Below are 24,855 nucleotides of genomic sequence, written 5' to 3'. Positions count from 1 at the left end.
ACTAGCAAGTTATGATATAATTTAGCTAATAAGGAAAGGTGAAAAAATGAGTATTTTAGATAATTTAAACGATATGCAGAAAAAAGCAGCAAAGCTTGTAGAAGGGCCTGGATTAATACTAGCAGGTGCTGGAAGTGGGAAAACAAGAACTATAACATACAAAATAGCTTATATGGTAAAAGAAATGGGTATAGAGAAAGAAAATATACTGGCTTTAACATTTACTAATAAGGCAGCAAATGAAATGAAAGAAAGAATAAAAAAATTGATGAATGAAAATACAGCAGATATGCAAGTATCAACATTTCACTCATTTGGTGTAAAACTACTTAGAATGTATGGTAGTAATATTGGATTTACTTCTAACTTTAATATATATGACACAGATGATAGCATGTCTATTATTAAAAAAATAATAAAAAAATTAGTATTAAGAAATGAGTTAACACCAAGAGCATATTTAGCTAAAATTTCTAAACTAAAAGAAGATGAAATAATGCCAGAAGATTATGAAAAAATGGTCAATATATCAATAAATGCAAATAGAGAGTTTTATGATATATATAAAGAGTACCAAGATGAACTGAAAAAAAGTAATAGCATGGATTTTAGTGATATTTTATACTATACAAAAAAATTAACAGAAAACAAAAGAATATTACCAATTCTTCAAGATAGATATAGATATATATTAGTTGATGAGTATCAAGATACAAATAAATTACAATATGCTATTATTAAAAACTTAGCATCTAAATACAAAAACATTTGGGTAGTTGGAGATGAGGACCAGAGTATATATGCCTTTCGTGGAGCTGATATAAGTAACATATTAAATTTTGAAAAAGATTATGATAATGTAAATATAATAAGGCTTGAGCAAAATTACAGATCAACATCTAATATTTTGAATTTAGCAAATTCTGTTATTAAAAATAATATGACATCATTAGGTAAAAAACTTTGGACAACAAATGAAGAAGGAAAAAAAATAGTCTTATTTGATGCAGAAACTCCATACCAGGAAGCTAGATATATAGCGAAGGTTATAAAACTATCAAATAGAAATTTAAATGAGTTTGCAATACTATATAGAACTAACTATCAGTCTAGAATAATAGAACAAGAATTATTAGCTGAAGGAATTAAATCTCAAGTTTATGGAGGATTATCATTTTATTCAAGAAAAGAAATAAAAGATTTAATGTCATATTTAATTTTAATAAATAATCCAAACGATAGTGTAAATTTTGAAAGAGCTATAACAAATCCAAAAAGAAAAATAGGTGCAAAAACAATTGCAGATATAGTTGAGTATGCTAATAAAAATAATTTAAACTATATAGAAGCGCTTGATGTAAATAATACAGCTAAATTAAAAGAATTTAAAAATTTAATGGAGTATTTAATAGATTTTAGTGAAAATAACAATATATCTTCACTATTACAAGAAATTATAGACAAAACAGAATATCTAGCATATATTGAAAAAGAAGATAATTATGAAGATAGAGTATTAAATATACAAGAGCTATATAACTCAATAATAGAAATTGAAAAAAATAATACAGATTTAAAACTAGATGAATATATACAAACTATATCTTTATCATCAAGTTTAGATGATATGAGTGATAATAGTGTTGTAAAACTTATGACTATTCATAGTTCAAAAGGACTTGAATTTGAAACAGTTTTTCTAGCAGGATTTGAATCAGGACTATTCCCTAATTCTAAATCATTAGAAGATGAAAACGAAATAGAAGAAGAAAGAAGACTTCTATATGTAGCACTAACAAGAGCAGAGAAAGAACTTTACTTAACTTATTCAAAATCTAGAATGGTAAATGGAGTTACTATATATAATAAAATGGTTAGTGAATTTTTCTATGATATGGATAAAAACTATATAAATCACATAAATAAGATTGAAAATCCATATAAAAAACCTGCGTCAAATGTAGAAAACTTTAATCCTTTAAAGAAAATTAAAAATGATTCAAAATATAAAATAGGACAAATAGTAATTCATAAATCATACGGTAAAGGTAAAGTAAAAAAAGTAGATGATAAGGCAATTACAGTTGAATTTTCGGTGGGAGAAAAAAGAATTGCTGCTAATTTAGCAGATAAGTTCTTGATATAGTATGAAAAAGTTAATTATAATGCTATTTTTCCCAATAATTAGTTTTTCATTAAAATTTAAAGATGTTAATGAAAAATTTTATACTAACACGTATGAAATATATTTAAATCAGGATAAATTAGAAGTAGGAGATATTCTTTTATTTAAACCAGAATACGATAAAATACAATCTATATTTGGACATATTGCAATTATTGTTGAAAATAATAAAATGTTAGATATGCCAAATACAAGCATTAGATTTAGAGAAATGCCATTAAAATTAATGACATATATTGAAAATAGAGATATTATAGTGCTAAGGTATAAACATAAAGACAGTAATTTTGAAAAAGAATTTTTAAAAAATATATATGAAAATATAAATTACAAATATAGTCTAATACTTCCAAGAACAGATAATATGCATATAAGTTATTGTTCTAAATTAGTATATGACTTATATGAAAAAATAAATAAGACAGATACAACTATTTTCCCTCATAATACAGAGTTTTTATTACCAGAAGATTTTTTAAATGCAGGTAAAAATTTTTATGTTGTAGATATAAAAGGAGAAAAATGAAATTAATTGTAGGTTTAGGTAATAAAGGGCAAGAATACGAAAACACAAGACATAATATTGGTTTTATCTTCATTGATTCTTACCTAGAAGAAAAAAATTTACACAGATTCAAAAGAGAAGGTTTTAAGGCAGAGTATGTAAAAAAAGATGATGTAATATTTTTAAAACCACTTACATATATGAATTTAAGTGGAACCTCTATAAGAGAAATCATGAATTTCTATAAGCTAAAATCAAAAGATATTTATGTAATATACGATGATAAAGATATAGATTTAGGTAAAATTAGAATAAGGGATAAAGGTTCTAGTGCCGGGCATAATGGTATAAAAAATATACTTAGTAATGTAGGTGATGACTTTATTAGAATAAAAGTAGGTATTGGATCTAAAAAAGAATATGATACAATATCCTATGTTTTAGGAAAATTTGATAAAGAAGAGATGGAAGTTATAGATTCTAAGAAAAAAATAATAAATTCTTTAATTGATGATATAATAAATGAAGTAGACTTAGAAAAAATAAAGACTAAGTATAATAATAAATAGAGGAGGAATGATGAATTATTCTGCGATTTTGTTTCCATTTTTAGGTGGATTAGGATTATTTTTATTCAGTATCAAATATATGGGTGATGGTTTACAGCTAGCAGCTGGTGATAAACTTAGGTACATATTGGATAAATACACTACAAATCCTTTTTTAGGGGTTTTAACAGGAATATTAGTTACAGCTTTAATACAATCAAGTTCAGGAACTACCGTTATAACAATAGGATTAGTAGCAGCTGGTTTTTTAAGTTTAAGACAAGCTATAGGAATAATAATGGGTGCTAATGTAGGGACTACAGTAACCAGCTTTATTATTGGGTTCAACTTATCAGCTTACGCTTTACCTATAATTTTTATTGGATCAGTTTTACTATTTTTTGTAAAAAATGAAAGATTAAATAACATAGGTAGAGTCTTATTTGGGTTTGGTGGAATATTTTACGCCTTAAAATTAATGTCGGGTTCATTTGTACCATTAAGAAGTTCACAAGTTTTTATGGATATGATGGTAAATTTAAGTCACAGCTCTATTTTAGGTGTTTTTGTAGGTACTTTTTTAACTGTTGTAATACAGTCAAGCTCAGCTACAATAGGTATACTACAAGGGCTATATCAAGAAGGCTTAATACCTTTAAATGCCTCACTTCCAATACTATTTGGAGACAATATTGGAACAACTATAACAGCTATATTAGCGTGTATAGGTTCTACGAATATTGCTAAAAGAGTAGCACTATCACACGTATTATTTAACTTAATAGGTACTGTAATATTTGTAATATTTTTAACACCATTTGCATACTTTATTGAATATATGCAAGTTTTATTGCATTTATCACCGAAGTTAACAATAGCATTTGCTCATGGAAGTTTTAATATAGTTAATGTACTTATACAGTTTCCATTTATAGGTCTTTTAGCATATATTGTAACTAAAATAATACCAGAAAAAGAAGATGAAAAAGTATATCAAGCAGAATATTTAGATAGAAATTTACTTGAATCAGCTCCAATATTAGCATTATCACAAGCTAAAAAAGAAGTTATTGTAATGCTTAAAAAATCAATAGCAAATTTAAATCGTGCTAGTGAATACTTTGATACTAGAAACCCTAAATTAGCTGAAAAAGCAATTACAAGAGAAGAAGAAATAAATAATTTAGATCATGATATAACAACATATTTAACTGACTTATTCAAACAACCTATGTCTGAAAAAAATAGTGAAATAATATCAAGTATATTAGATTCAACAAGAGATATTGAAAGAATAGGAGATCACGCTATAGGTTTAGTTAATGATGTTAAATATCAAGTAAAAAAAGAACTAGATTTTTCAGATAGTGCAAGAGAAGAAGTTGTAATACTTCATAGTATTGCTAATGAAATGTTACAAAAAACAATAATATCGCTTGAAAAAAATGATAAAAATATGGCTATAGAGGCACTAGATATACATAATAGAATTTATGTATATGAAAAGAAAGTTAGAAAAAAACATATATCTAGAATGAATGATGGTAAATGCGGTATAAAAGCAGGTCTATATTACGTAGATGTAATTAATCACTTTACAAGAATTTGTGATCATGCTAGAAATATAAATGAAAAGGTATTAAACGATCAAATATAATAAAAATTAGGAGGAAAAATGAAATTTAATTTTAATAATGAAAAAGGACTATTAGTACATTTAATGTTTGAGGATTCAGCACTAAAATGCGATGTATTTAGTAAATTAGTAGAAAAGAAAATATTTTCTAAAAAAAGTGGTGAAATATATTTAGATATATATAACGGTGCATGCTTTGTAGGTTTAGGTAAAAAAGAAGAATTAGAAGTGGATAATCTAAGAGAAATATTCTTTAAATTAGCAAATGAATTAAAAGCTAAAAAAGTAGAAGAAGTTCAAATAGAATTACCTAAATTAGAAAACATTTGTGAGGAAGGTATAGTAACAGGAATAACAGAAGGATTTATACAAAGTGAATATGATTTTAATAGATTTAAATCTGATAAAAATGATAAATATGAATTAGTAGTTAATTTAAATAAAGCTACTGAAAAACAAATAAAAGAAGTCGAAGATTTAGAAAATTTAATGTCAGCTGTATTTGAAACTCGTGATTTAGTAAATTTACCATCAAATTACATTTACCCAGAAACTTTAGCTAAAAATGCCCAAGAACTTTTAAGCCCATTAGGTGTTAAGGTTAGCATATATGGAAAAGAAGAAATAAAAAAAATGGGAATGGAAGCTTTTTATGCAGTAGGTAAAGGGTCTGATAATGAACCTAGATTAATAGTAATGGAATATGATAATAATAGTGACTCAAATGAAAAAATTGCATTAGTAGGAAAAGGTATAACTTATGATGCAGGTGGATATTCATTAAAACCAAGTGATTCTATGAAAACAATGTTTTGTGATATGGGAGGAGCAGCTAGTGTTATAGGAACAATATTAGCTCTTGCTAAAAATAAGGTAAAAACAAATGTAGTAGGTGTAGTAGCTGCTTGTGAAAATGCTGTATCAGGTCATTCATATAAGCCAGGAGATATAATAGGAAGCTTATCAGGTAAAACTATAGAAGTAGATAATACTGATGCTGAAGGTCGTGTTACATTAGCAGATTCAGTTTATTATGCAACTAAATTTAAAAATGCTACAAAAGTAATAGATTTAGCAACTTTAACAGGTGCTTGTTTAGTAGCATTAGGTGAAGTATACACAGGTGCTTTAACTAATAATCAAGAATTCTATAATAATCTTTTAGAAGCTTCATATAAAGCTGGAGAAAAAATATGGCAATTACCATATGATAAAGAGTTTAAAAAATTAAATAAATCTCATGTAGCAGATATTAAAAACTCTGGTGGTAGACTAGGTGGAACAATAACTGCAGGTCTATTTATTTCTGAATTTATAAATGACTTACCATGGGTACATTTAGACATAGCAGGAACAGCATTTTTATCAAGTGCTAATTCATACTTACCAAAAGGTGCAACAGGAGTTCATGTTAAAACACTTTATTACCTATTAAAAGAAGATAAATAATGAAAAGTATTGAAGAAATTGAAAAGTCACTTCAAAAAAAGTTTAGAAAAGAACTTTTTACCCCTTTTATACATGCACTAAAAGAATTTAACATGGTACAAGAAGGAGATAGAATTGCAGTAGCAGTTTCTGGTGGAAAAGATTCTTTACTTTTATCTAAACTATTTCAAGAATTAAAAAGAATAAGTGATGTTAATTTTGAAGTTTTCTTTATATCTATGAACCCAGGATTTTCTACAATGAATTTAGAAAATATGAAAAGTAATTTAAAAAATATGGGAATAGATTGTGAGATATATGATGACAATGTATTTGAAATAGCTAAAAAAATGTCAGATTTAAGAAATTCAAAAAAACCATGCTATATGTGTGCAAGGCTTCGTCGTGGAAGTTTATACACAAAGGCGACTAGTCTTGGGTGTAATAAATTAGCGCTAGGTCATCATATGGATGATGTTGTTGAAACAACTATGATGAGTATGCTGTACATGGGAAAATTTGAAACAATGCTACCGAAATTAAAAGCAGATAATTTTGATATAGAGTTAATAAGACCTTTATTCTATATTGAAGAAAAAAATATTAAAAGATTTATGAAACATAATGAAATATATGCAATGAATTGTGGTTGTGAGGTAGCTAGCGGAATAATTGAAAGTAAAAGACGTGAAATAAAAGAACTAATTGCTAGTTTAGAAGAAAAAGATAAAGATATAAAAAAAAGAATAATGCAAAGTGTATTTAATGTAAATATTGAAAAAATATTAGCGTTTAAGTATAAAAAAGATAAAATAAGTGTGTATGATAACTATACAGTTATTATAAACAAGGAGGGAAAATAATGGCTTGTACAACAATATTAGTAGGTAAAAATGTATCATATGATGGTTCAACTTTAGTTGCTAGAAATGAAGATTCACCATCAAAAGTGTTCACACCTAAAAAATTTGTAGTAGTAAAAAAAGAAGAACAACCAAGAGAATATGTATCTAAAATTTCAAAAGTGAAAATATCATTACCTGATAATCCATTAAAGTATACAGCTTATCCTAATGCTGTATATGAAAAAGAAGGAATATGGGGAGCATTTGGTGTAAATGAATTAAATATATCAATGACAGCTACTGAAACTATAACATCTAATGAAAGAGTGTTAGCAGCTGATCCATTAGTTGAAGGTGGAATTGGTGAAGAAGATATAGTTACAATAACTTTACCATATATCAAATCTGCAAGAGATGGAGTAGTAAGATTAGGTAAATTACTAGAAGAATACGGAACATATGAAATGAATGGTATAGCATTTCAAGATGAAAATGAAATATGGTGGTTAGAAACTATAGGAGGACATCACTTTATAGCTAAAAGAGTACCAGATGATGCTTATGTTGTTATGCCTAACCAATTAGGTATAGATGATTTTGATTTAGAAGATGCTTTTGGTGAAATGAAAAATCATATTTGTTCATCTGATTTAAAAGACTTTATTGATAATAATCACTTAAATTTAAACCTAGATGATAAATTTAATCCAAGATTAGCATTTGGAAGTAATAGTGATGCTGATCACATATACAATACTCCAAGAGCTTGGATAATACAAAAATTCTTTAATGAAGATGTTATTCAATCTCCAGTATCAGATAATATAGCTTGGAGTATGAAACCAAATAGAAAAATAACAAATGAAGATGTAAAAAGAGTACTATCATTACATTTCCAAGGAACAGATTATGATCCATACAGTAAACATTCAGACCCATTAAAAAAAGCAATGTTTAGACCAATAGGGATAAATAGAAATAATGTATATGGTTTAGTACAAATAAGACCGTATATGCCAGATGATATTAAAAGTATAGAGTGGATTGCAGTTGGATCTAATACATTTAATGCACAAATACCTCAATATGCTATGGTTGATACAACTCCAGATTATTTATCTAAAACAAGTGATGATGTTGTAACAAGTGATTTTTATTGGTCAAATAGAATAATAGCAGCACTAGCTGATGCTAATTATTCTGATACAGCTAATTTAATAGAAAGATACCAATTAAAATTACAAGAATTAGGTAATAGTGTTATAAATAAATACGATAAGATTTATCTTGAAACAAAAGATAAAAAAGTATTAGAAAAAGCAAATGAAGAAGTAGCTAATATAGCTAAAAAAGAAACTGATAAATTATTACAAGATGTACTATATGTTGCAAGTTGTAATATGAAAAATGGATTTGCAAGATCAGATGCCTAATAAAATAGGAGAAAATAATGAATAATGAAGAAAGATTTACAGATCTTAATATGCATTTAGAAGACAGTATGACAAATAACTTAAGACCTAAAAATTTTGATGAGTATATAGGTCAAGAAAAGTTAAAATCTGCTATGAAAATGTATATAGAAGCTGCTAAATTAAGAAACGAAAATGTAGACCATATTCTTTTATACGGCCCACCAGGATTGGGTAAAACAAGTTTAGCTTATGTTGTAGCAAATGAAATGGGAAGAAATATTAAAATAACATCAGGGCCTGTACTAGATAAATCTGGAGACTTAGCTTCTATTTTATCTTCACTAGAAGATGGAGACGTACTATTTATTGATGAAATTCATAGATTAAATACGAATGTAGAAGAAATATTGTATCCAGCAATGGAAGACGGGGAAATAGATATTTTAATAGGTAAAGGTCATGCAGCTAAGAGCATAAGAATAGAATTACCTAAATTTACATTAATAGGAGCAACTACAAATGCTGGAAAATTAAGTAGACCTTTAAGAGATAGATTTGGAATAACTCATAGAATGGAATTCTATACAGAAGCAGAACTTTCTACTATTATTAAAAGAGGAGCAAATATACTTAGCATTGATTACAATGATGAAGCTATAGATATAATGGCAAAAAGAAGTCGTGGGACTCCAAGATTAGCTAATAGACTATTAAAAAGAGCAAGAGACTATGCCATGATAAATGGAGATATGATAATTGATGAAAAAAGTGTTAAAGGAATACTAAAAATGCTAGAGATAGACGAGTTTGGGCTAGATTCTATGGATAGAAATATTTTGTATAAAATAATAGAAAACTATAACGGAGGTCCAGTTGGACTTGAAACTTTATCACTTTTATTAGGTGAAGATAAAAGAACAGTTGAAGAAGTCTATGAACCATACTTAATAAAACAAGGTTTAATAAAAAGAACAAGTAGAGGTAGAATGGTAACAGAAAAAGCATATAGACACTTAGGATTAAATGGTGGTAGCAATGCTTAGTATAGTAGTAGAAAAAGAAAATGTATTAGATAATAAATATATTTTAATAAATGATAAAAGTGATATAACTCATATAGTTAATGTATATAGATTAAATATTTCAGATGAGATAAGAGTAGTCGATGGAGAGTTTGAGTACTTAACTAAAATAGTTAAAATCTCAAAAAAAGAAGTATTAAGTGAAATAGTAGAAAAAAAAGAAGATAATTATTCTTTAGATATTAAAATAGACATAGCTATGGGAATTATTAAAAATGATAATATGAAATTAACTATAAAAAAACTTACTGAAATTGGAGTTAATAGTATAATACCCTTAAAAACGGAAAGAGTAGTAGTTAAAATAAATGAAAAAAAAGATGTATGGACTGATACTGTAAAAGAAGCTATGAAACAATGTAGAGCTGTTAGAAAAACTAATGTAGAAGACATTAAGTATTTAAAAGAATTAGATTTAACTAAATACGATAAAGTATTCTTCCTGTATGAAAACTCACAAGAGAATAAAAAAATACATGAAATAATTAAAAAAAGTGATAGAAACATTTTATGTATAATAGGGCCTGAAGGTGGATTTACAGAAAAAGAAGTAGAATATATGAGAAATAAAGAAATGATAGAAATAAGCTTAGGTAAAAGAATACTAAGAGCAGAAACAGCTGCAATTGTGATTAGTTCGATAATAGCTAATGCCTGGTAAACCAAAAAAGTTTACCGGGTATTTTTTCTAAGTAAAAAAAATAGCCAAAAATTTTACTTAAAAGTATGAATGGAATTCTAAGTAAAAAAGATTTAACTTAAAACTGTTTTTAAAATTCTAAATAAAAAAAACAACTAAAAATTTTACTTAAAAGTATAAACGAAATTCTAAGTAAAAAAAACACTTGAAAATTTTACTTAAAATATATATACTTGTTTTAAGCAAAACAAATTTAGCTTAGGTGGTGATATTTTGAAATTAGAAAATAATAGAGCAGGTAAATTAAATAGAATGCAAAGTGATTATGAATGTTTTGTTCCTCATAATTTAAAAGATATAAAACTAAATATAGATGATGAAATGAATGTTTTAATAAATAAAGCATACTTATTGCTTGGAAGATTAGATGGTATGGCAATGCTTTTACCAGATATTTCTCTTTTTGTATCTATGTATGTTCAAAAAGAAGCAGTTATAAGTTCTCAAATTGAAGGGACACAAGCTTCTCTTGTTGATATTTTACAAAAAGATAATGAGAATGAAAAAATTAAAGAAACAGAAGAAATTGTAAATTACGTTAAAGCGACTAATTATGCATTTAAAAGACTCAAAGAATTTCCTTTATGCATGAGGCTTATTAAAGAAACACATTCGATCCTTTTATCTGAAGTTAGAGGTAATGAAAAAATGCCTGGTGAATTTAGAAAATCACAAAATTGGATAGGATATGCTGGTTCAACTTTAAAAAATGCAAGCTATATTCCACCAGCCCCTTATGAGATGGATGTTTGTTTAAGTGATTTAGAAAAATACATAAATGAAGATGACAATATTTCTAATTTAATAAAAATAGCTTTAATTCATTATCAATTTGAAACGATACACCCATTCTTAGATGGTAATGGTAGAATGGGAAGACTTTTAATAATATTATACTTGAAGGAAAAAAACTTAATAGAATATCCAGTTCTTTATTTGAGTTATTATTTTAAAAAAAATAGGGATAGATATTATGAGCTTCTTAATAATGTTCGTTTTAAAGGTGAGTTTGAAAACTGGATTAAATTTTTTATAACAGGTATTTGTGAAATATCAAAGGATGCAATTTATTCAATACAAAGAATTGCTAATCTTAAAAAAAATGATATAGATAAGATTAAAAACTTTTCGAGTACCAATACATCAAATTTAATTTTAATATATGATTATCTATTAAAACACCCATTTGTTTATTCAGAAGATATAAAAGAAGTTTTAAATGTATCTACACCAACAATTAACAAACTTTTAGCAAATTTAGTTGAGATGGGGATACTTGAGCTTGTGAGTGATAAAAAAAGATATAGACAATATGTATATAAAGAATATGTTGATATTCTTTCAGAAGGAACGTTTATATAAATGATTATGTAATTTTGGAGTAAAGTATATGAAAAGAGAAAATGTTGAAAAATATTTAGGAGAAATAGTTAAAATTAAATACCCATATAAACTGGCAAGTTTTATTAGCTATAAAAATAAAAAATATGATTATAAGATTTCAAATAAAGCTTTTAGAATTGGAAGAATAACTGATTTACATGATGAATATATAATATTAAATAGGGCAGTAAGAATAAAAATAAGTGAAATAGAAAAGTTAAAAAAATATGAATATAGAAATGATATTATAGATAATAAGTTAATAAGCCCAATAGGAGAATTCAAGGTATATTTAGATGGTATTGAGGTTAATTATGAGGTAGTACCTATAGAAAAAACAATTAGAACAATTAATACTGATGGGATGTATTGTGTTAAAGTAAATATAGAACCAGATGAAAAAAGGCATAGAATCTCTTTTGGAATAAACAATTTAGATGAAAAAAAATTAGATATATGGGATGAGGCTGATGAAAGATTAGAAATTCTTAATTATGAAAATCAATATATACATTTAGCTGTTGGTCTTAATTCTGAGTCCATAACTTTAAATCAAACAGAGGAAGAATATTTTAGATATTATGGAATTGACTATATAGTTGATGAATTAGGATATGAAATTACCGAAAATACAAAAACAAAAGAATATTTCTTTGGAGTAGCATATATATTTGGATCATACTCAGAAGAAGTTTTTTTAGGAGTTGAACCAGTTAAATCCGAATATTATATTAGTAAAAAAATATTGGCTAATTGTGGTAAATTAACGCTTGAAAACGAAAAAAGAATCATATGTTTTGAAAATGGAAAAATAATGGATGTAATAGACAATTATATAGCTTAAAAATACGAGATAAGTACTAGCTTATCTCTATTTTTCTATTGATTTTATTAAAAAAAATCTATTTACAAAATTTTATAGCATTAAAATGTATAAAAAAACTAATATTTATGGTATAATAACTATGAATGGTATGGAAAAATAAAATAATATAATATACAAGGAGTCAATATGAAAAAAATAATAATCACATTAGCAATGCTTTCAGTTTTTGCTTGTGGGAAAGAAGAAGATAAAAGTGTAAATAGACTAGCGTATGTAGATGGTAACTACTATGTTTATTATGATAATGAAGTAGTTGAAATCACAAGAGGGTCATATATTACTAAAGATAAAAAAATTGAAGACTACTTCTTTAACTTTTTTGGTGCTCATGTAAAGGATGAAAAGTTATTGATATCAGACTTATCAAAATATTTCCCACATAGTATACAAGATGTAGTAATAAGTAAAAATAGACCAGATACTGTAGTAGAAGTACCTACTATGGATTTAGATGGGAAATATATAATTGACAGTATAAAACTAGCTAATATTTTATCAGGTGAAGATGGTAAGGCTTTACTTATAGTTGATAATACATCTGATATAGTAGAAATTAAACCAAGTAACCAAATTGACCCAGAAGTATCACTTGAGGGAAAAACAGTTGATGTATTAAATGCAAATGGTATAAATGGATTTGCAAAAAAATTAGGTGAAGCATTTAAAAATAATTTAGATATGAACTATAATGCAGATAACTATGGATCAAGATCAGATATGTCATATGTAGTAAACCATAAATTAAATGAAGATGAATTCTTAAAATTTGTTAATAGTATTGGTTTAAAATACATAAAGATAAAAGAAGATCCAAGTTTAAGACCAGATGCTGATGTTGTAATAATAACTGGTAATGACAAAAAGGTAAAATATGCAGTTAATATATATTCTACAACTGGAGTTTCAGAGTTAAAAGATCAATTATCAGAATACACACCTAAGATATATAAAGCGAAAGAATCAAGCACAATAGTGGGTGTTACTATAAAATATAATCCAGAGGATTTTGTAATAGCACATAAGTTATTATCATTAGTTCCAAGTGCAAGATTAGAAAAAGATAGTTCATTAGAAAATAAAATAGTGATAACAACAAATAGATAGGAGAACAAATGTTAGAAGCAAAATATAGAGTAGAAAAAATAGTAAGTATAATGGAAGATAAAAAAGCATCAGATATTAAGGTATATAATGTTGAAGGGAAAACTGCATTTTATGACTATATGGTTATGTGTACAGGAAGTTCAACAAGAAATGTACTAGCTATATTAGACGCAGTTAAAGAAAATATAGATATGTTAAAATCTGTTGAAGGACAAAAAGAAGCAGAGTGGGTTTTAATAGATGCAGCTGATATATTAGTATCAATCTTTACAAAAGACGCTAGAGAATACTATGATTTAGATGGATTATACGAGGAACTATAGTAAATGAATTTAAAAAGAGAAATAGATGAAGAAAATGAAAGTAAAAGATATATTAGCTTTATACTTATTGTAGCTTTTATTTTTTCTCTTTTAATTATTAGACTATTTTATTTACAAATACTAAAAGAAGATTATTATAAAGAGAAAGTAATAAAAAACAGCTTTAGAGAGGAAATTTTAAAACCAACAAGAGGGAAAATATACGATAAAAATGGTGAATTATTAGCTGATAATCGTACTGGATACAAGTTGGTATATAAAAATACTCCAGAAATTAGTAGAAAAGAGAGAAATATATTATCTAAATTAGAAGATAATGAGCTTAATTTAGAGGAACAAACAAATAAAATAAAAGTGTTATACAAAGATATATTAAAAATATCAGAAATGACAAACCTAAGCTATAAAAAAGTACTAGAAATATTCTATAGTAAAACCCCAAATAGATTTACTCACGAAATAATAATAGAAGATGATATTGATGTAAAAAAAGCTTTAATACAAGCTGAAAATATTGATTCAGAAAATATTGATATAGTTGAATATAGTAAAAGAAAATATGTAGAAGATGACCTTGCATCACATGTTGTAGGTTATGTTAAAAATATTAGTGACGATGAGTACGAAGAATTAAAAGATAAAGGATATGCACCAGATGATTTGATTGGTAAAAAGGGTATAGAAAAACAATATGATCTAGAATTAAAAGGAAAAGAAGGACAAACTTTAGTTGAAATAGATGCTAAAGGAAATATTATTGATATAGTAAATGAGCTAAAGCCAGTAAAAGGAAATGATGTTTATCTTAGTATTGATAAGAATATACAGAAAAAAATGACAGAGTATATGAAAGATACATCTGCAACTTTTATAGCAATGAATGTAAAAACTGGTAAAATAATCACATTTATATCATCACCTGAAATTGACTCAAATAAATTAAGTTCAAAAATAAATGGCAAGGAATGGAGTGAAATTGTAAATTCTAAAATGACTCCCTTACTAAATAAAGGAATAGCTGGACTTTACCCACCAGGATCTACATTTAAACCAGTAACAGGGCTTGCAATATTAGAAGCTAATGTATCACCTGATTTAGAGATTTTGTCAACAGGCAGATTTGAATATGGGGGAGTTACATTTAAAGATTCACATAGATTAGGACATGGTCTTACAAATTTTAATAAGGCAATGGAAGAATCTGTAAATACATATTTTTATGATTTATCATTAAAAATACCTAGATCTGACTTTTTAGATGTTGCATCAGAGTTTGGTGTAGGGAAAAAAACAGGAATTGATATACCAGGTGAAAATAGTGGATTACTACCAACACCTGAGTGGAAGAAAAGAAGATTTTCAAATAGAAAATTAAATATATGGCTACCAGGAGATACTATAAATATGTCAATAGGACAAGGATATTTATTATTAACTCCAATACAAGTTTTAATGATTTATGAAGCAATAGCTAATAATGGAGTACAAATGAAACCAAGTTTAGTATCTAAATTTGTAGATAGTAATGATAAAGTTATAGAAATAAAGCCGGAAGTCTTAAGAAAATTAGAAATTGATTCTAAAAATTTAGAAATATTAAAAAAATCACTAGAGTTACCTGTAAAAGGTAAACATGGGACGGCACATGTATTAAATTTAGACTATGTAGATGTGTCAGCTAAAACAGGGACAGCACAAAATAGTAATATAAATAACCACTCATGGATAGCAGGTTATTTCCCTTCAAAAGACCCTGAAGTTGTATTTGTATCCTTTGTAGAAGAAGGTGGATATGGTGCAATTGCAGCCGGTAGGCAGGCCAAAAAATTTATTGAAGAATACTATGGGAAAGGAAATGAGAATGGAAAAGAAGATAAAGGTATCCAAAAGGCTTCAAAGCCTAACAGCGATGCCAAAGTTGAATAATAATGAAGAAAATAATAAGAGTAATAATAAAAAAAGTAAAGTGAATTTAAAAAATAAGAAGCTAAACGAGGAGTTCTATCCAACTTACATAATACCTTTAGGTGGATTAGAAGAAGTTGGTAAAAATATGAATATAATCTCATATAGAGATGAAATGATTTTAGTTGATGCAGGACTAGCATTCCCATCAGATGAACATTTAGGAATAGATATAATAATACCTAATCTAGCTTTTTTAGAAAATAATAAAGATAAATTAAAAGCATTACTTGTAACGCATGGGCATGAAGACCATATAGGAGCTATCCCATACATTTATGAAAAATTAGGTAATGTTATGGATGTTTATGGAACAAAATTAAGTATGGCTTTTGTTGAGTCTAAATTTGAGAAAAAGGAAGTAAAAAAGCCTAAGTTTAATGTAGTAAAAACAAGAAAAGAAGTTAAAATATCAAAATACTTTACAGCTGAATTTGTAAGTGTAACACACAGTATTGCAGATTCAACTGCAATAAAGATAAAAACACCAAGCGCTACAATAGTTCACACAGGAGATTTTAAAATAGATTTAACTCCAGTATCAGGTGAAGGATTTGACTTTTTAAGAATGGCACAAATAGGAGAAGAAGGAGTAGACTTATTAATGTCTGATTCTACAAACTCATTAAGACAAGGATATACACCATCAGAAAGAACAGTAGGTAAGAATATAGACCTAGCAGTATCAACAGCCAAAGGACGTGTAATAATAGCAGCCTTTGCATCTCATGTACATAGAATACAACAAATAATAAATGTAGCTAAAAAATATAAAAGAAAAATTGCAATAGATGGAAAATCAATGTTAAAAACATTTGATATATGTAAAAGATTAGGTTATTTAGATATGCCTAAAAATATTTTAATAGATATCGAAAAAGCTGAAAAAATGGCAGAAGATAAAGTTATGGTATTATGTACTGGAACACAAGGAGAACCACTAGCAGCTCTTAGTAGAATAGCAAACTCTAATCATAAGTTTATAACGCTTCGTGAAAGTGATACAGTAATCATATCATCAACTCCAATTCCTGGAAATGAAAAAGCGACTACTAAAAATGTAAATCAACTCTTAAAAAAACAGGCTGATGTAATCTTTGAAAGATCAGTAGGTGTACACGTATCAGGACATGCTAGCCAAGATGAACAAAAATTACTTTTAAATTTAGTAAAACCAAAATACTTTATGCCAGTACATGGTGAATACGCAATGTTACAAAAGCATGGTGAAACTGCAGTTGAAACTGGGGTTAAAAAGGAAAATGTAATAATAGCAGAAAATGGACATAAAATAGGCTTAATGAAAGATAACTGGGTACTAGCTGAAAGAGTACCAGCAGGACTTACTTTAATAGATGGTGGATCTATTGGAGATGTAGGAAATGCTGTATTAAAAGATAGACAAAGTTTAGCAGATGATGGAATTTTTGTTGTAAGTATACCTTTATACAAAGACGGAACTTACGGTGAACAAATAGAGCTTGCTACAAGAGGTTTTGTTTATGTTAAAAATGCTGAAGAACTTTTATACGAAGCAAAAGATTTAATAAAATTAGAACTTAAAAATTTAGAAAGTCAAAACATCTTAGAAATATCAAAAGTTAAACAAATAATAAGAAGAAAAGTTTCTGATTATTTATACAAGAAAACAAAAAGAGCACCAATGATTTTAACTATGATAACTGAGGTTTAGATTGGAGAAAAATATGGGTATAAAATATATAAATGCAAAAAGACTTCGTAGTGTTTTAATAGGTGGAGCAAAGTGGCTTCAAAAATACGAAGCTTATCTAAATGAGTTAAATGTTTATCCAGTACCAGATGGCGATACTGGAACGAATATGTGTATGACAGTTCAGACCATGATAAGTGAAATTGAAGAAAACACTAATGACAAAACTAGTATGGAAGATTTAAGTTTAGTTGTAGAAGAAGCAGTTTTAATTGGAGCTAGAGGAAATTCAGGTACAATATTATCACAAATTATAAATGGATTTTTAAAAGGTATTGGTGGTAAAAAAAGACTAGTACCAGCAGATATAACAATAGCATTAAAAGAAGCGAAAGAGCTAGCATATAATGTAGTTAGTAATCCAGTTGAAGGAACAATGCTAACTGTTATTAGAAGAATTTATGAAAGAAGTGAAGAAATAAAAGATTATGAGTTTTTCAATGAATATATAGATGAACTTGTAATAGCAGCTAATAAAGCAGTAGAAGAAACACCAGAGTTATTAGAAAAACTTAAAGAAGCAAATGTTGTAGACTCAGGTGGTAAAGGTTTATTTTACTTTTTTGAAGGTATGGGGAAAGTTTTAACTGAAATAGATTTAATAACAAAAGCATCTGTTGTAGAAGAGGATTTTGATAGAACTATATTAGATATAGACCACAATGCTTATGATATTAAATATAAATACTGTACAGAATTTATAATTTTAAACTCAGATTTCGATGAAGATAAATTAAAAGAGGATTTACTTGATATTGGAGATTCTGCAGTATTTGCAAAATCAAGTAAGAAATTCAAAACTCACATACATACAAATAACCCAGGATTAGCAATAGAAATTGCCGCTAAAATTGGTGATTTGAAAAATATTAAAATTGAAAATATGAAACTTCAAAATGAAGGTGTATTAGAAAACGAAAAGAATACTACAAAGATATTTATAAACAAAAATCAAGATAAATTATCTAATATTGCGTATATAGCTGTAGCAGATACTGATAAATTGAAAGATTACTACTTAGAATTAGGTGCAAATGTTGTAATATTAGGTGGACAAAGTCAAAACCCTAGTGTTAAAGATATTTTAGACGCAATAAGTAAGTTAGATGATACTAAAAAACATATATATGTACTTGCAAATAATAAGAATATAATATCAACTGCTAAATTAGCAGGTGAGAAAACAGAGAGAACTGTAATAGTTATACCAACTAAGACAATGTTAGAAGGAATTATATACTTAAAATACAACTACACAGATATAGATAAAAAAGATGAAATGCTAAAAAGAGCAAGTTCTATTGAAATCACAAAAGCAGTTAGAGATACAAAAAATGATGGAATAGAGATAAAAAAAGATGATTATCTATTATTAGTAAATACTAAGATAAAAAACGCAAGTAGTAATTTATCTGAATTAGTAGATATTATTAAAAATGAGTATATAAATGATCTATCAATAGCACTTACTATAGTAGTTGGTGCAAATAAAAATGAAAAAGAAATAAAAGCTTTAAAATCTATTGATAAGTTAGTACAAGATACAAAAATAATAGATTCTGATATGGCAAACTATGATTTATATGTTTTAATTGAAAATAAAGATAAGAATATGAAAGATATTGCTATTGTCACAGATTCAGCAGCTGATTTATCTGAAAAAGAAATAAAAGAACAAGATATTGTTGTAATCCCAATTAGATTAGTAGATAATGACTCTATAAGCTATAAAGATGGAGTTAATTTATCAAAAGAAGAATTTTGGAATATGTTAATCAATGAAAACAAGACATTTAAAACAGCACAACCAAGTCCAAAAGAAATTGTTAATGTATACCTAGAGCAATTTATGAAGGGATATAAAAAGGTATTAGTTATTCCAATTTCAAGTAGATTATCAGGAGAACATCAAGTATTAAAATTAGCACGTGAAATATCAAAAAAAGAAAAAGAAGTTAAAATATTTGATTCGAAGGCTGTTTCACTACTTCAAGGTTACCTTGTAAAAGAAGCAGTAAAAAAAGTAAATAATAACTATGAAATGGATGAAATAGTAGAGCACTTAATAAAAGTTAGAGATAGATCTAAATTGTATATAATGATAGATACATTAAAATATCTACAACAAGGTGGAAGAATATCTAAAACAAGTCAAAAAATAGGTGATTTTTTCAATATGAAACCAATTATTACTATGGTTGATGGAACTTTAAGTGTAGAGAAAAAAGTATTAGGTGGAGAAAGTTCTATTATAAAATATGTAGAAAGAAACGTATACGATATATACAAAAATCAAAGCACTTATGTAGTATTAGCTTATGGTGGAACAAGAGGACAACTTGAGTTTATAAATAAATTGGGAAGTCAAGTTTCTAACTATAATAGAAAGGCAAGTATAATAAAACCAATTGTTGAAATAGGGCCTACAGTGGGAACTCACGCTGGACCTGTATCAGGGGTTTTAGTTGTACCTAAGTTATTATGAAAAAATTTAAATTAGATAGTAGTACAAGAAGAATGAGAGTGTCTATGTATTTAAAAACATATCACTCTTATTCTAGTAGAAGTATGAGAACTTTACAAATATTTTTAGATGGTAAAAAAGTAAAAGCTTCTAAAAAATTACCTAGTACAGGTATATTAAAAGTTTATGAAAAAGAAAAAGAAACAAATATTAAGCCAATAAAAAAAGAATTAGATATTGTTTTTGAAGATGAGGATATATTAGTTATAAATAAACCATATAATTTAGTAACACACCCCACTTTAAAAAAAGTAGATTTTACACTTGCTAATTTTGTTGTGGCTCATATAAATACAGTACCTAGATTCTATAATAGACTAGATATGGATACAACAGGCCTTATAGTAGTTGCTAAAAATGCTTTTTCGCAAAGCTATTTACAAAAATTTGGAGATCTAAAGAAAAAATATATGGCAATAGTAGAGGGAAAACTCGAAAAAAAAGAATACATTGTAGATGCTCCAATTTACAAAGATAACGACAATTTAAGAAGAATAATAGACAAAAGAGGACAAGAAGCTAAGACAATAATAAAAAGATTGGCATATAATAAAGAAAATGATATAAGTTTAATAGAGTGTACTTTGCTAACAGGAAGAACACATCAAATAAGAGTACATACTTCATATATAGGACACGCAATATTAGGTGATAAGTTATATAATGATAATAATAAGTATAAAGGAAGACAATTATTACATGCATATTATTTAAAGTTTAAACATCCAAGAAAAGAAGAAGTAATAGAATTAAAAATACCTTTATATAAAGATATGCAAGAATGGAGTTGGGAATATGAATAGTAATGGTAAAATTTTAATATCGCCAGATGTTATAAAGCGAATAATTGTACAAACACTAGAAGATATTGATGGTGTTTTAGGAATAGCTAAACAAAATAAGGGGAATTTTTTTAAGAAAAATCTTCAAAATAGTCTAGAAGTAGAAATGACAAATAGTGAATGTGTTATTGATATGCAAATTTCTATTGTTTACGGTAAAAATATTGTAAATATTTCAAGCCAAATCCAAGAAAAAGTTAAAGAAAATATTGAAAAGCTTACTGAAATAACTGTAAAAGAAATAAATATAATTGTGGTTTCTTACGAAAAAATAGAAGTAGAAACTACTAAGACAGGAGATGAAGAAAATGTTTAAATTTTTAAATTATCTTATTAGTTTAGTAGCTAAAATATTATTTTTAATACTTATGATTTATTTAATAATAGATCCAAGTAAGGTTAAAGAAATTTTAGAAGTGCTTCTTTCTAATTTTGATAATAACTTATATCACATAATAGCAATTGTTTTATTAGCTCTATATTTTATAATATATCTATTATCAATGACAGAGGGGCTATTTAAAAAGAAAAAAACAATTTTATCAAATACAAAAAATGGTAAAATAGAGGTTAATTTTAAAACTCTAGAAAATATTATAAAAAATTTCTTAGAAGTAAAGGATATTATAAAAACAGTTAAAGTTAATATAATACCTACAAGAAAAACTCCAGATATTAATATAGATATAGAATGTTATAAAACACAAAACCTAAATGAAAAACTAGATAAAATAAAAGTTGAGTTAGAAGAACACTTAGAAAAAATGATAGGTGTTAAACCTAAAAAAATTAGTCTAAAAGTGGTTATGATAAGTGATGAATTAGCTATTGAAGAAATACAAGAAAAAGAATTTGTAGGAGAAAATTAATGCAAAAAAAATTAGAAATAAGGGTAATAAGAGAAGAAATTTTCAAAATATTATTTGAACATGAGCTGATTTTTGAAAGTGACACTTTAAAAAGAGTAGATGATTTCATAATTGAAAATGAAAAAGTATTAAATAAATCAAAGGAAGACTTTTTAAAAAATTATATAAAGGCATATATAGAAAATGAAAATAAAGTAATAGATATCATTAAAGAAAATTTAGAAGGTTGGACTTTTGAAAGATTGGGTGCTGTTGAAAGAGTTTTACTTAAGATGTCTTTTTATGAAATAAAGATAAAAAATGAAGCATTTGAGATTGCAATAAATGAGGCAGTAGAATTATCTAAAATATATGGAGATGAAAAAACTAAAAAGTTTATAAACGGAATTTTAGCAGCATTAGTTAAAGGAAACTAATGGAGAAAATATTAAAATATACAAATTATGTTGATGTTGAAAAAAAACTAAAAAGATACAGTAATGACTATGATGTTTTTATAGTTGATCTTAATAATATAAAAATTGAAGTATCCATTTTAAATGAACTACTTAATATATTTAGATTATGTAAAATTTTAAAAAAAGAAATCATATTTTTATCGGATAGTGATTTTGATATAGATTTAAAAAAGTATATACGAATATTTAAAACATATGAAGAATATAAAGAATTAGGGATTTATGGTACATTTCAAACTAAAATATATATGAATAATGAAAAATTAAGAAATCTTTTAAAAGAAACTCTTATGAAAAATTCTTTTTTAGTAAAGGAAAGATATGAGTCAAACTTTTTTAATAAAGAACATGATTCAAGAATAAAAGATATATATATTATTGATTTTACTAATTATAAATCTGAAAAAGAAGAAGAAATAAAGAAAATAAAAAACAAAAACAGTGATACTATGGTTGTTTTAGTAATAGATGTAAAAGCACGTGAAAAAGCTCTAAAAATGGTTGAATTTGTAGATGCAATTATAGAAAAACCAGTTAATATAACATCTTTTATTAATACAATAAAAAAATTAGCAAATGCCACTAATTTAAAATATGAAAATATAGAACTTAATAATAGATTAAAATTGATGTTAGATGACATAGAAAATGAAATTAGTTTAGCAAAAGATATACAACAAAGTTTTTTACCCAAAAATAATATAAGCTTTAATGGGTATAATATTTCATATTTATTTAAACCATCAAATGGTATAGGTGGGGATTATTGTGATGTGATATTTCTAGAAAATAATAAAATTGCAGTAATATTTGCTGATATATCAGGACATGGGATTCCTGCAGCTTTATTATCTTCAATGTTAAGGGTATTTTTAAGAGAATATGTTGGCAAATATCAAAGTACTAAAGAGTTAGTCGAGTGCTTAAATGAAAAGATTATAGAAGTATTTCCAAGTGGGAAGTTTGTGAGTCTTTTTTGTATGATAATAGATACTAATAAAAATACAATAATGTATACAAAAGCTTCACAGGAGCCAGGACTTATTATTGAAAATAACAAGGTTATAGAACTTGAAACAGAAGGACAAGTTCTAGGACTATTTTCAAAAAAGGAATTTTCAGATTTAGTCTTATTTGAAGAAAAACAAATAGAATTTAAAGATGATTCTGTAATTCTACTTTATACTGATGGTATTACAGAAGCAATTAAAAATGATAAACTATACGGTATAGAAAATTTAAAAGAACAGTTTTTAAAAGACAGACATAATATAGATAAAATAGAACATAGTTTAAAAGACTATGAATTAGATGATGATTTAACACTTCTTACTGTATATAAAGAGTATAAAAATGAAAATAGATAGACAAAAAATACCAGAATCTGCTGGTGTTTATTTAATGAAGGATATAAATAAAAAAATAATATATATTGGAAAAGCCAAAAATTTAAGAAACAGGGTAAGTTCATATTTTATAGGTGCACATAATATAAAAACAGAAAAATTAGTAAAAAATATAAAAGATATTGAATTTTTCTTGTGTAATAATGAATTAGAGGCTTTTATTTTAGAAAATAATTTAATAAAAAAGTACAAACCCAAATATAATATTTTATTAAAAGACGAAAAAACTTATCCATATATTAAAATAACAAAAGATAATTTACCAAAATTAAAAATAGAAAGAAAAGTATTAAAAGATAAGTCTATGTATTTTGGACCATATCCAAATATGAATAAGAAAAAGTTACATTCTATTTTATTAAAATCATTTGATATATATGAATGTGGATATTCTAATTTAGATAAGATATATGATAAGCCTTGTATGAATTATCATATAAAAAGGTGTAATGGAATATGTGTAAATAAGTCTTTAGATACCATAACTTATTACAAAAAGCCATTTAATAACTTAATAAAGTTTTTGGAAAATAAAGATACAAGTATTTTAAAAAGTATTGAAAATAATATGATGACCTATACTAAAAATATGCAATTTGAAAAAGCTATAATAGAAAAGGAAAAATTAGAAATACTTTCTAGATTATCAGTATCTCAAGTTATAGAATCTACTGCAAAAATATTTGAAGATGTCTTTTATATAAAAAGAATAAATGATAAGGTATATGCATCTATTTTAAAGGTAATAAATGGGAAGGTACTAGATAAAAAAATTTATACTTTTAATGAATTTATAGAAGATGATAATTTAATAAACATAATATCTATGTACTATAATGATAACATATTACCTAATCGGATAATATTAAATGAAGAATTTTTAGATGAGGTAGAAATTCTTAAAACTTGGTTTATAAAAGAGAAAAATAAAAATATAAAAATAATAATTCCTAAGATAAAAAGTAGGAGCAAAGATCTTTTAGAGCTTTCTAAAAAGAATTTAATGAATGTATAGTATT

22 protein-coding genes are annotated in these 24,855 nt (G+C 26.1%); all 22 read left to right on the top strand.

Annotation, left to right across the window (positions count from 1 at the left end; all coding sequences use genetic code 11):
• The first annotated feature begins 46 nt into the window (after positions 1–46).
• The 22 genes from OMES3154_RS04570 (at position 47) to OMES3154_RS04465 (ending at position 24,851) form a co-directional block, all read left to right on the top strand.
• Complete coding sequence (locus tag OMES3154_RS04570; RefSeq protein WP_156683613.1) at positions 47–2,146, top strand: ATP-dependent helicase; 2,100 nt, start codon at positions 47–49, stop codon at positions 2,144–2,146.
• A 1-nt stretch (position 2,147) separates the two neighbouring features.
• Complete coding sequence (locus tag OMES3154_RS04565) at positions 2,148–2,711, top strand: C40 family peptidase (RefSeq protein WP_156683612.1); 564 nt, start codon at positions 2,148–2,150, stop codon at positions 2,709–2,711.
• Complete coding sequence (gene pth, locus OMES3154_RS04560; RefSeq protein ID WP_156683611.1) at positions 2,708–3,259, top strand: aminoacyl-tRNA hydrolase; 552 nt, start codon at positions 2,708–2,710, stop codon at positions 3,257–3,259. Before OMES3154_RS04565 ends, pth begins: the two co-directional genes overlap by 4 nt.
• Positions 3,260–3,269: 10 nt before the next feature.
• On the top strand, positions 3,270–4,895 hold the full coding sequence (locus OMES3154_RS04555) for a Na/Pi cotransporter family protein (protein ID WP_156683610.1): 1,626 nt from the start codon (positions 3,270–3,272) through the stop codon (positions 4,893–4,895).
• A gap of 18 nt (positions 4,896–4,913) precedes the next feature.
• Positions 4,914–6,323, top strand: a complete 1,410-nt coding sequence (locus tag OMES3154_RS04550; protein ID WP_156683609.1) for a leucyl aminopeptidase — start codon at positions 4,914–4,916, stop codon at positions 6,321–6,323.
• Positions 6,323–7,165, top strand: coding sequence for a tRNA 2-thiocytidine biosynthesis TtcA family protein (locus OMES3154_RS04545; protein ID WP_156683608.1), 843 nt, complete (start codon positions 6,323–6,325; stop codon positions 7,163–7,165). Before OMES3154_RS04550 ends, OMES3154_RS04545 begins: the two co-directional genes overlap by 1 nt.
• Entirely contained in the window at positions 7,165–8,580 is a 1,416-nt protein-coding gene (locus OMES3154_RS04540; RefSeq protein ID WP_156683607.1) for a C69 family dipeptidase, read from the top strand. Before OMES3154_RS04545 ends, OMES3154_RS04540 begins: the two co-directional genes overlap by 1 nt.
• Before the next feature lie 17 nt (positions 8,581–8,597).
• Entirely contained in the window at positions 8,598–9,605 is a 1,008-nt protein-coding gene (gene ruvB, locus OMES3154_RS04535; RefSeq protein ID WP_156683606.1) for a Holliday junction branch migration DNA helicase RuvB, read from the top strand.
• Positions 9,598–10,305, top strand: a complete 708-nt coding sequence (locus OMES3154_RS04530; protein ID WP_156683605.1) for an RsmE family RNA methyltransferase — start codon at positions 9,598–9,600, stop codon at positions 10,303–10,305. Before ruvB ends, OMES3154_RS04530 begins: the two co-directional genes overlap by 8 nt.
• Before the next feature lie 252 nt (positions 10,306–10,557).
• On the top strand, positions 10,558–11,706 hold the full coding sequence (locus tag OMES3154_RS04525; protein ID WP_156683604.1) for a Fic family protein: 1,149 nt from the start codon (positions 10,558–10,560) through the stop codon (positions 11,704–11,706).
• Positions 11,707–11,734: 28 nt separating this feature from the next.
• Positions 11,735–12,571 (top strand): restriction endonuclease subunit S domain-containing protein, encoded by an 837-nt coding sequence (locus OMES3154_RS04520; protein WP_156683603.1) that lies wholly within the window; start codon positions 11,735–11,737, stop codon positions 12,569–12,571.
• Between the two features lie 168 nt (positions 12,572–12,739).
• Positions 12,740–13,717, top strand: a complete 978-nt coding sequence (locus tag OMES3154_RS04515; protein WP_156683602.1) for a LytR C-terminal domain-containing protein — start codon at positions 12,740–12,742, stop codon at positions 13,715–13,717.
• An 8-nt stretch (positions 13,718–13,725) separates the two neighbouring features.
• On the top strand, positions 13,726–14,040 hold the full coding sequence (gene rsfS, locus OMES3154_RS04510) for a ribosome silencing factor (RefSeq protein ID WP_156683601.1): 315 nt from the start codon (positions 13,726–13,728) through the stop codon (positions 14,038–14,040).
• A gap of 3 nt (positions 14,041–14,043) precedes the next feature.
• On the top strand, positions 14,044–15,966 hold the full coding sequence (gene mrdA / locus OMES3154_RS04505) for a penicillin-binding protein 2 (protein ID WP_156683600.1): 1,923 nt from the start codon (positions 14,044–14,046) through the stop codon (positions 15,964–15,966).
• Positions 15,902–17,698: a ribonuclease J gene (locus OMES3154_RS04500; RefSeq protein ID WP_231679269.1), complete on the top strand. Its 1,797-nt coding sequence runs from the start codon at positions 15,902–15,904 to the stop codon at positions 17,696–17,698. The genes mrdA and OMES3154_RS04500 overlap by 65 nt, the downstream gene beginning before the upstream one ends.
• Positions 17,699–17,711: 13 nt before the next feature.
• Positions 17,712–20,222, top strand: coding sequence for a DegV family protein (locus OMES3154_RS04495; RefSeq protein ID WP_156683598.1), 2,511 nt, complete (start codon positions 17,712–17,714; stop codon positions 20,220–20,222).
• Positions 20,219–21,064 (top strand): RluA family pseudouridine synthase, encoded by an 846-nt coding sequence (locus OMES3154_RS04490; RefSeq protein WP_156683597.1) that lies wholly within the window; start codon positions 20,219–20,221, stop codon positions 21,062–21,064. The genes OMES3154_RS04495 and OMES3154_RS04490 overlap by 4 nt, the downstream gene beginning before the upstream one ends.
• Positions 21,057–21,419 carry an Asp23/Gls24 family envelope stress response protein gene (locus tag OMES3154_RS04485; RefSeq protein WP_156683596.1) on the top strand — a complete coding sequence of 121 codons (363 nt, stop codon included), beginning with the start codon at positions 21,057–21,059 and terminating at the stop codon, positions 21,417–21,419. Before OMES3154_RS04490 ends, OMES3154_RS04485 begins: the two co-directional genes overlap by 8 nt.
• Complete coding sequence (amaP, locus tag OMES3154_RS04480; protein WP_197271503.1) at positions 21,412–21,972, top strand: alkaline shock response membrane anchor protein AmaP; 561 nt, start codon at positions 21,412–21,414, stop codon at positions 21,970–21,972. Before OMES3154_RS04485 ends, amaP begins: the two co-directional genes overlap by 8 nt.
• Entirely contained in the window at positions 21,972–22,388 is a 417-nt protein-coding gene (gene nusB / locus OMES3154_RS04475) for a transcription antitermination factor NusB (protein WP_156683594.1), read from the top strand. The genes amaP and nusB overlap by 1 nt, the downstream gene beginning before the upstream one ends.
• Positions 22,388–23,797, top strand: a complete 1,410-nt coding sequence (locus tag OMES3154_RS04470; RefSeq protein ID WP_156683593.1) for a PP2C family protein-serine/threonine phosphatase — start codon at positions 22,388–22,390, stop codon at positions 23,795–23,797. The genes nusB and OMES3154_RS04470 overlap by 1 nt, the downstream gene beginning before the upstream one ends.
• A complete protein-coding gene (locus OMES3154_RS04465; RefSeq protein ID WP_156683592.1) occupies positions 23,784–24,851 on the top strand; it encodes a GIY-YIG nuclease family protein in 1,068 nt (355 codons plus the stop codon). The genes OMES3154_RS04470 and OMES3154_RS04465 overlap by 14 nt, the downstream gene beginning before the upstream one ends.
• Positions 24,852–24,855 lie beyond the last annotated feature (4 nt).

Origin of the sequence: Oceanivirga miroungae, from assembly GCF_902505095.1 — a bacterium.
GTDB lineage: Bacteria > Fusobacteriota > Fusobacteriia > Fusobacteriales > Leptotrichiaceae > Oceanivirga > Oceanivirga miroungae.
The sequence above is the reverse complement of the archived record's forward strand: the minus strand, read 5'-3'. Positions and strand labels throughout refer to the sequence as shown.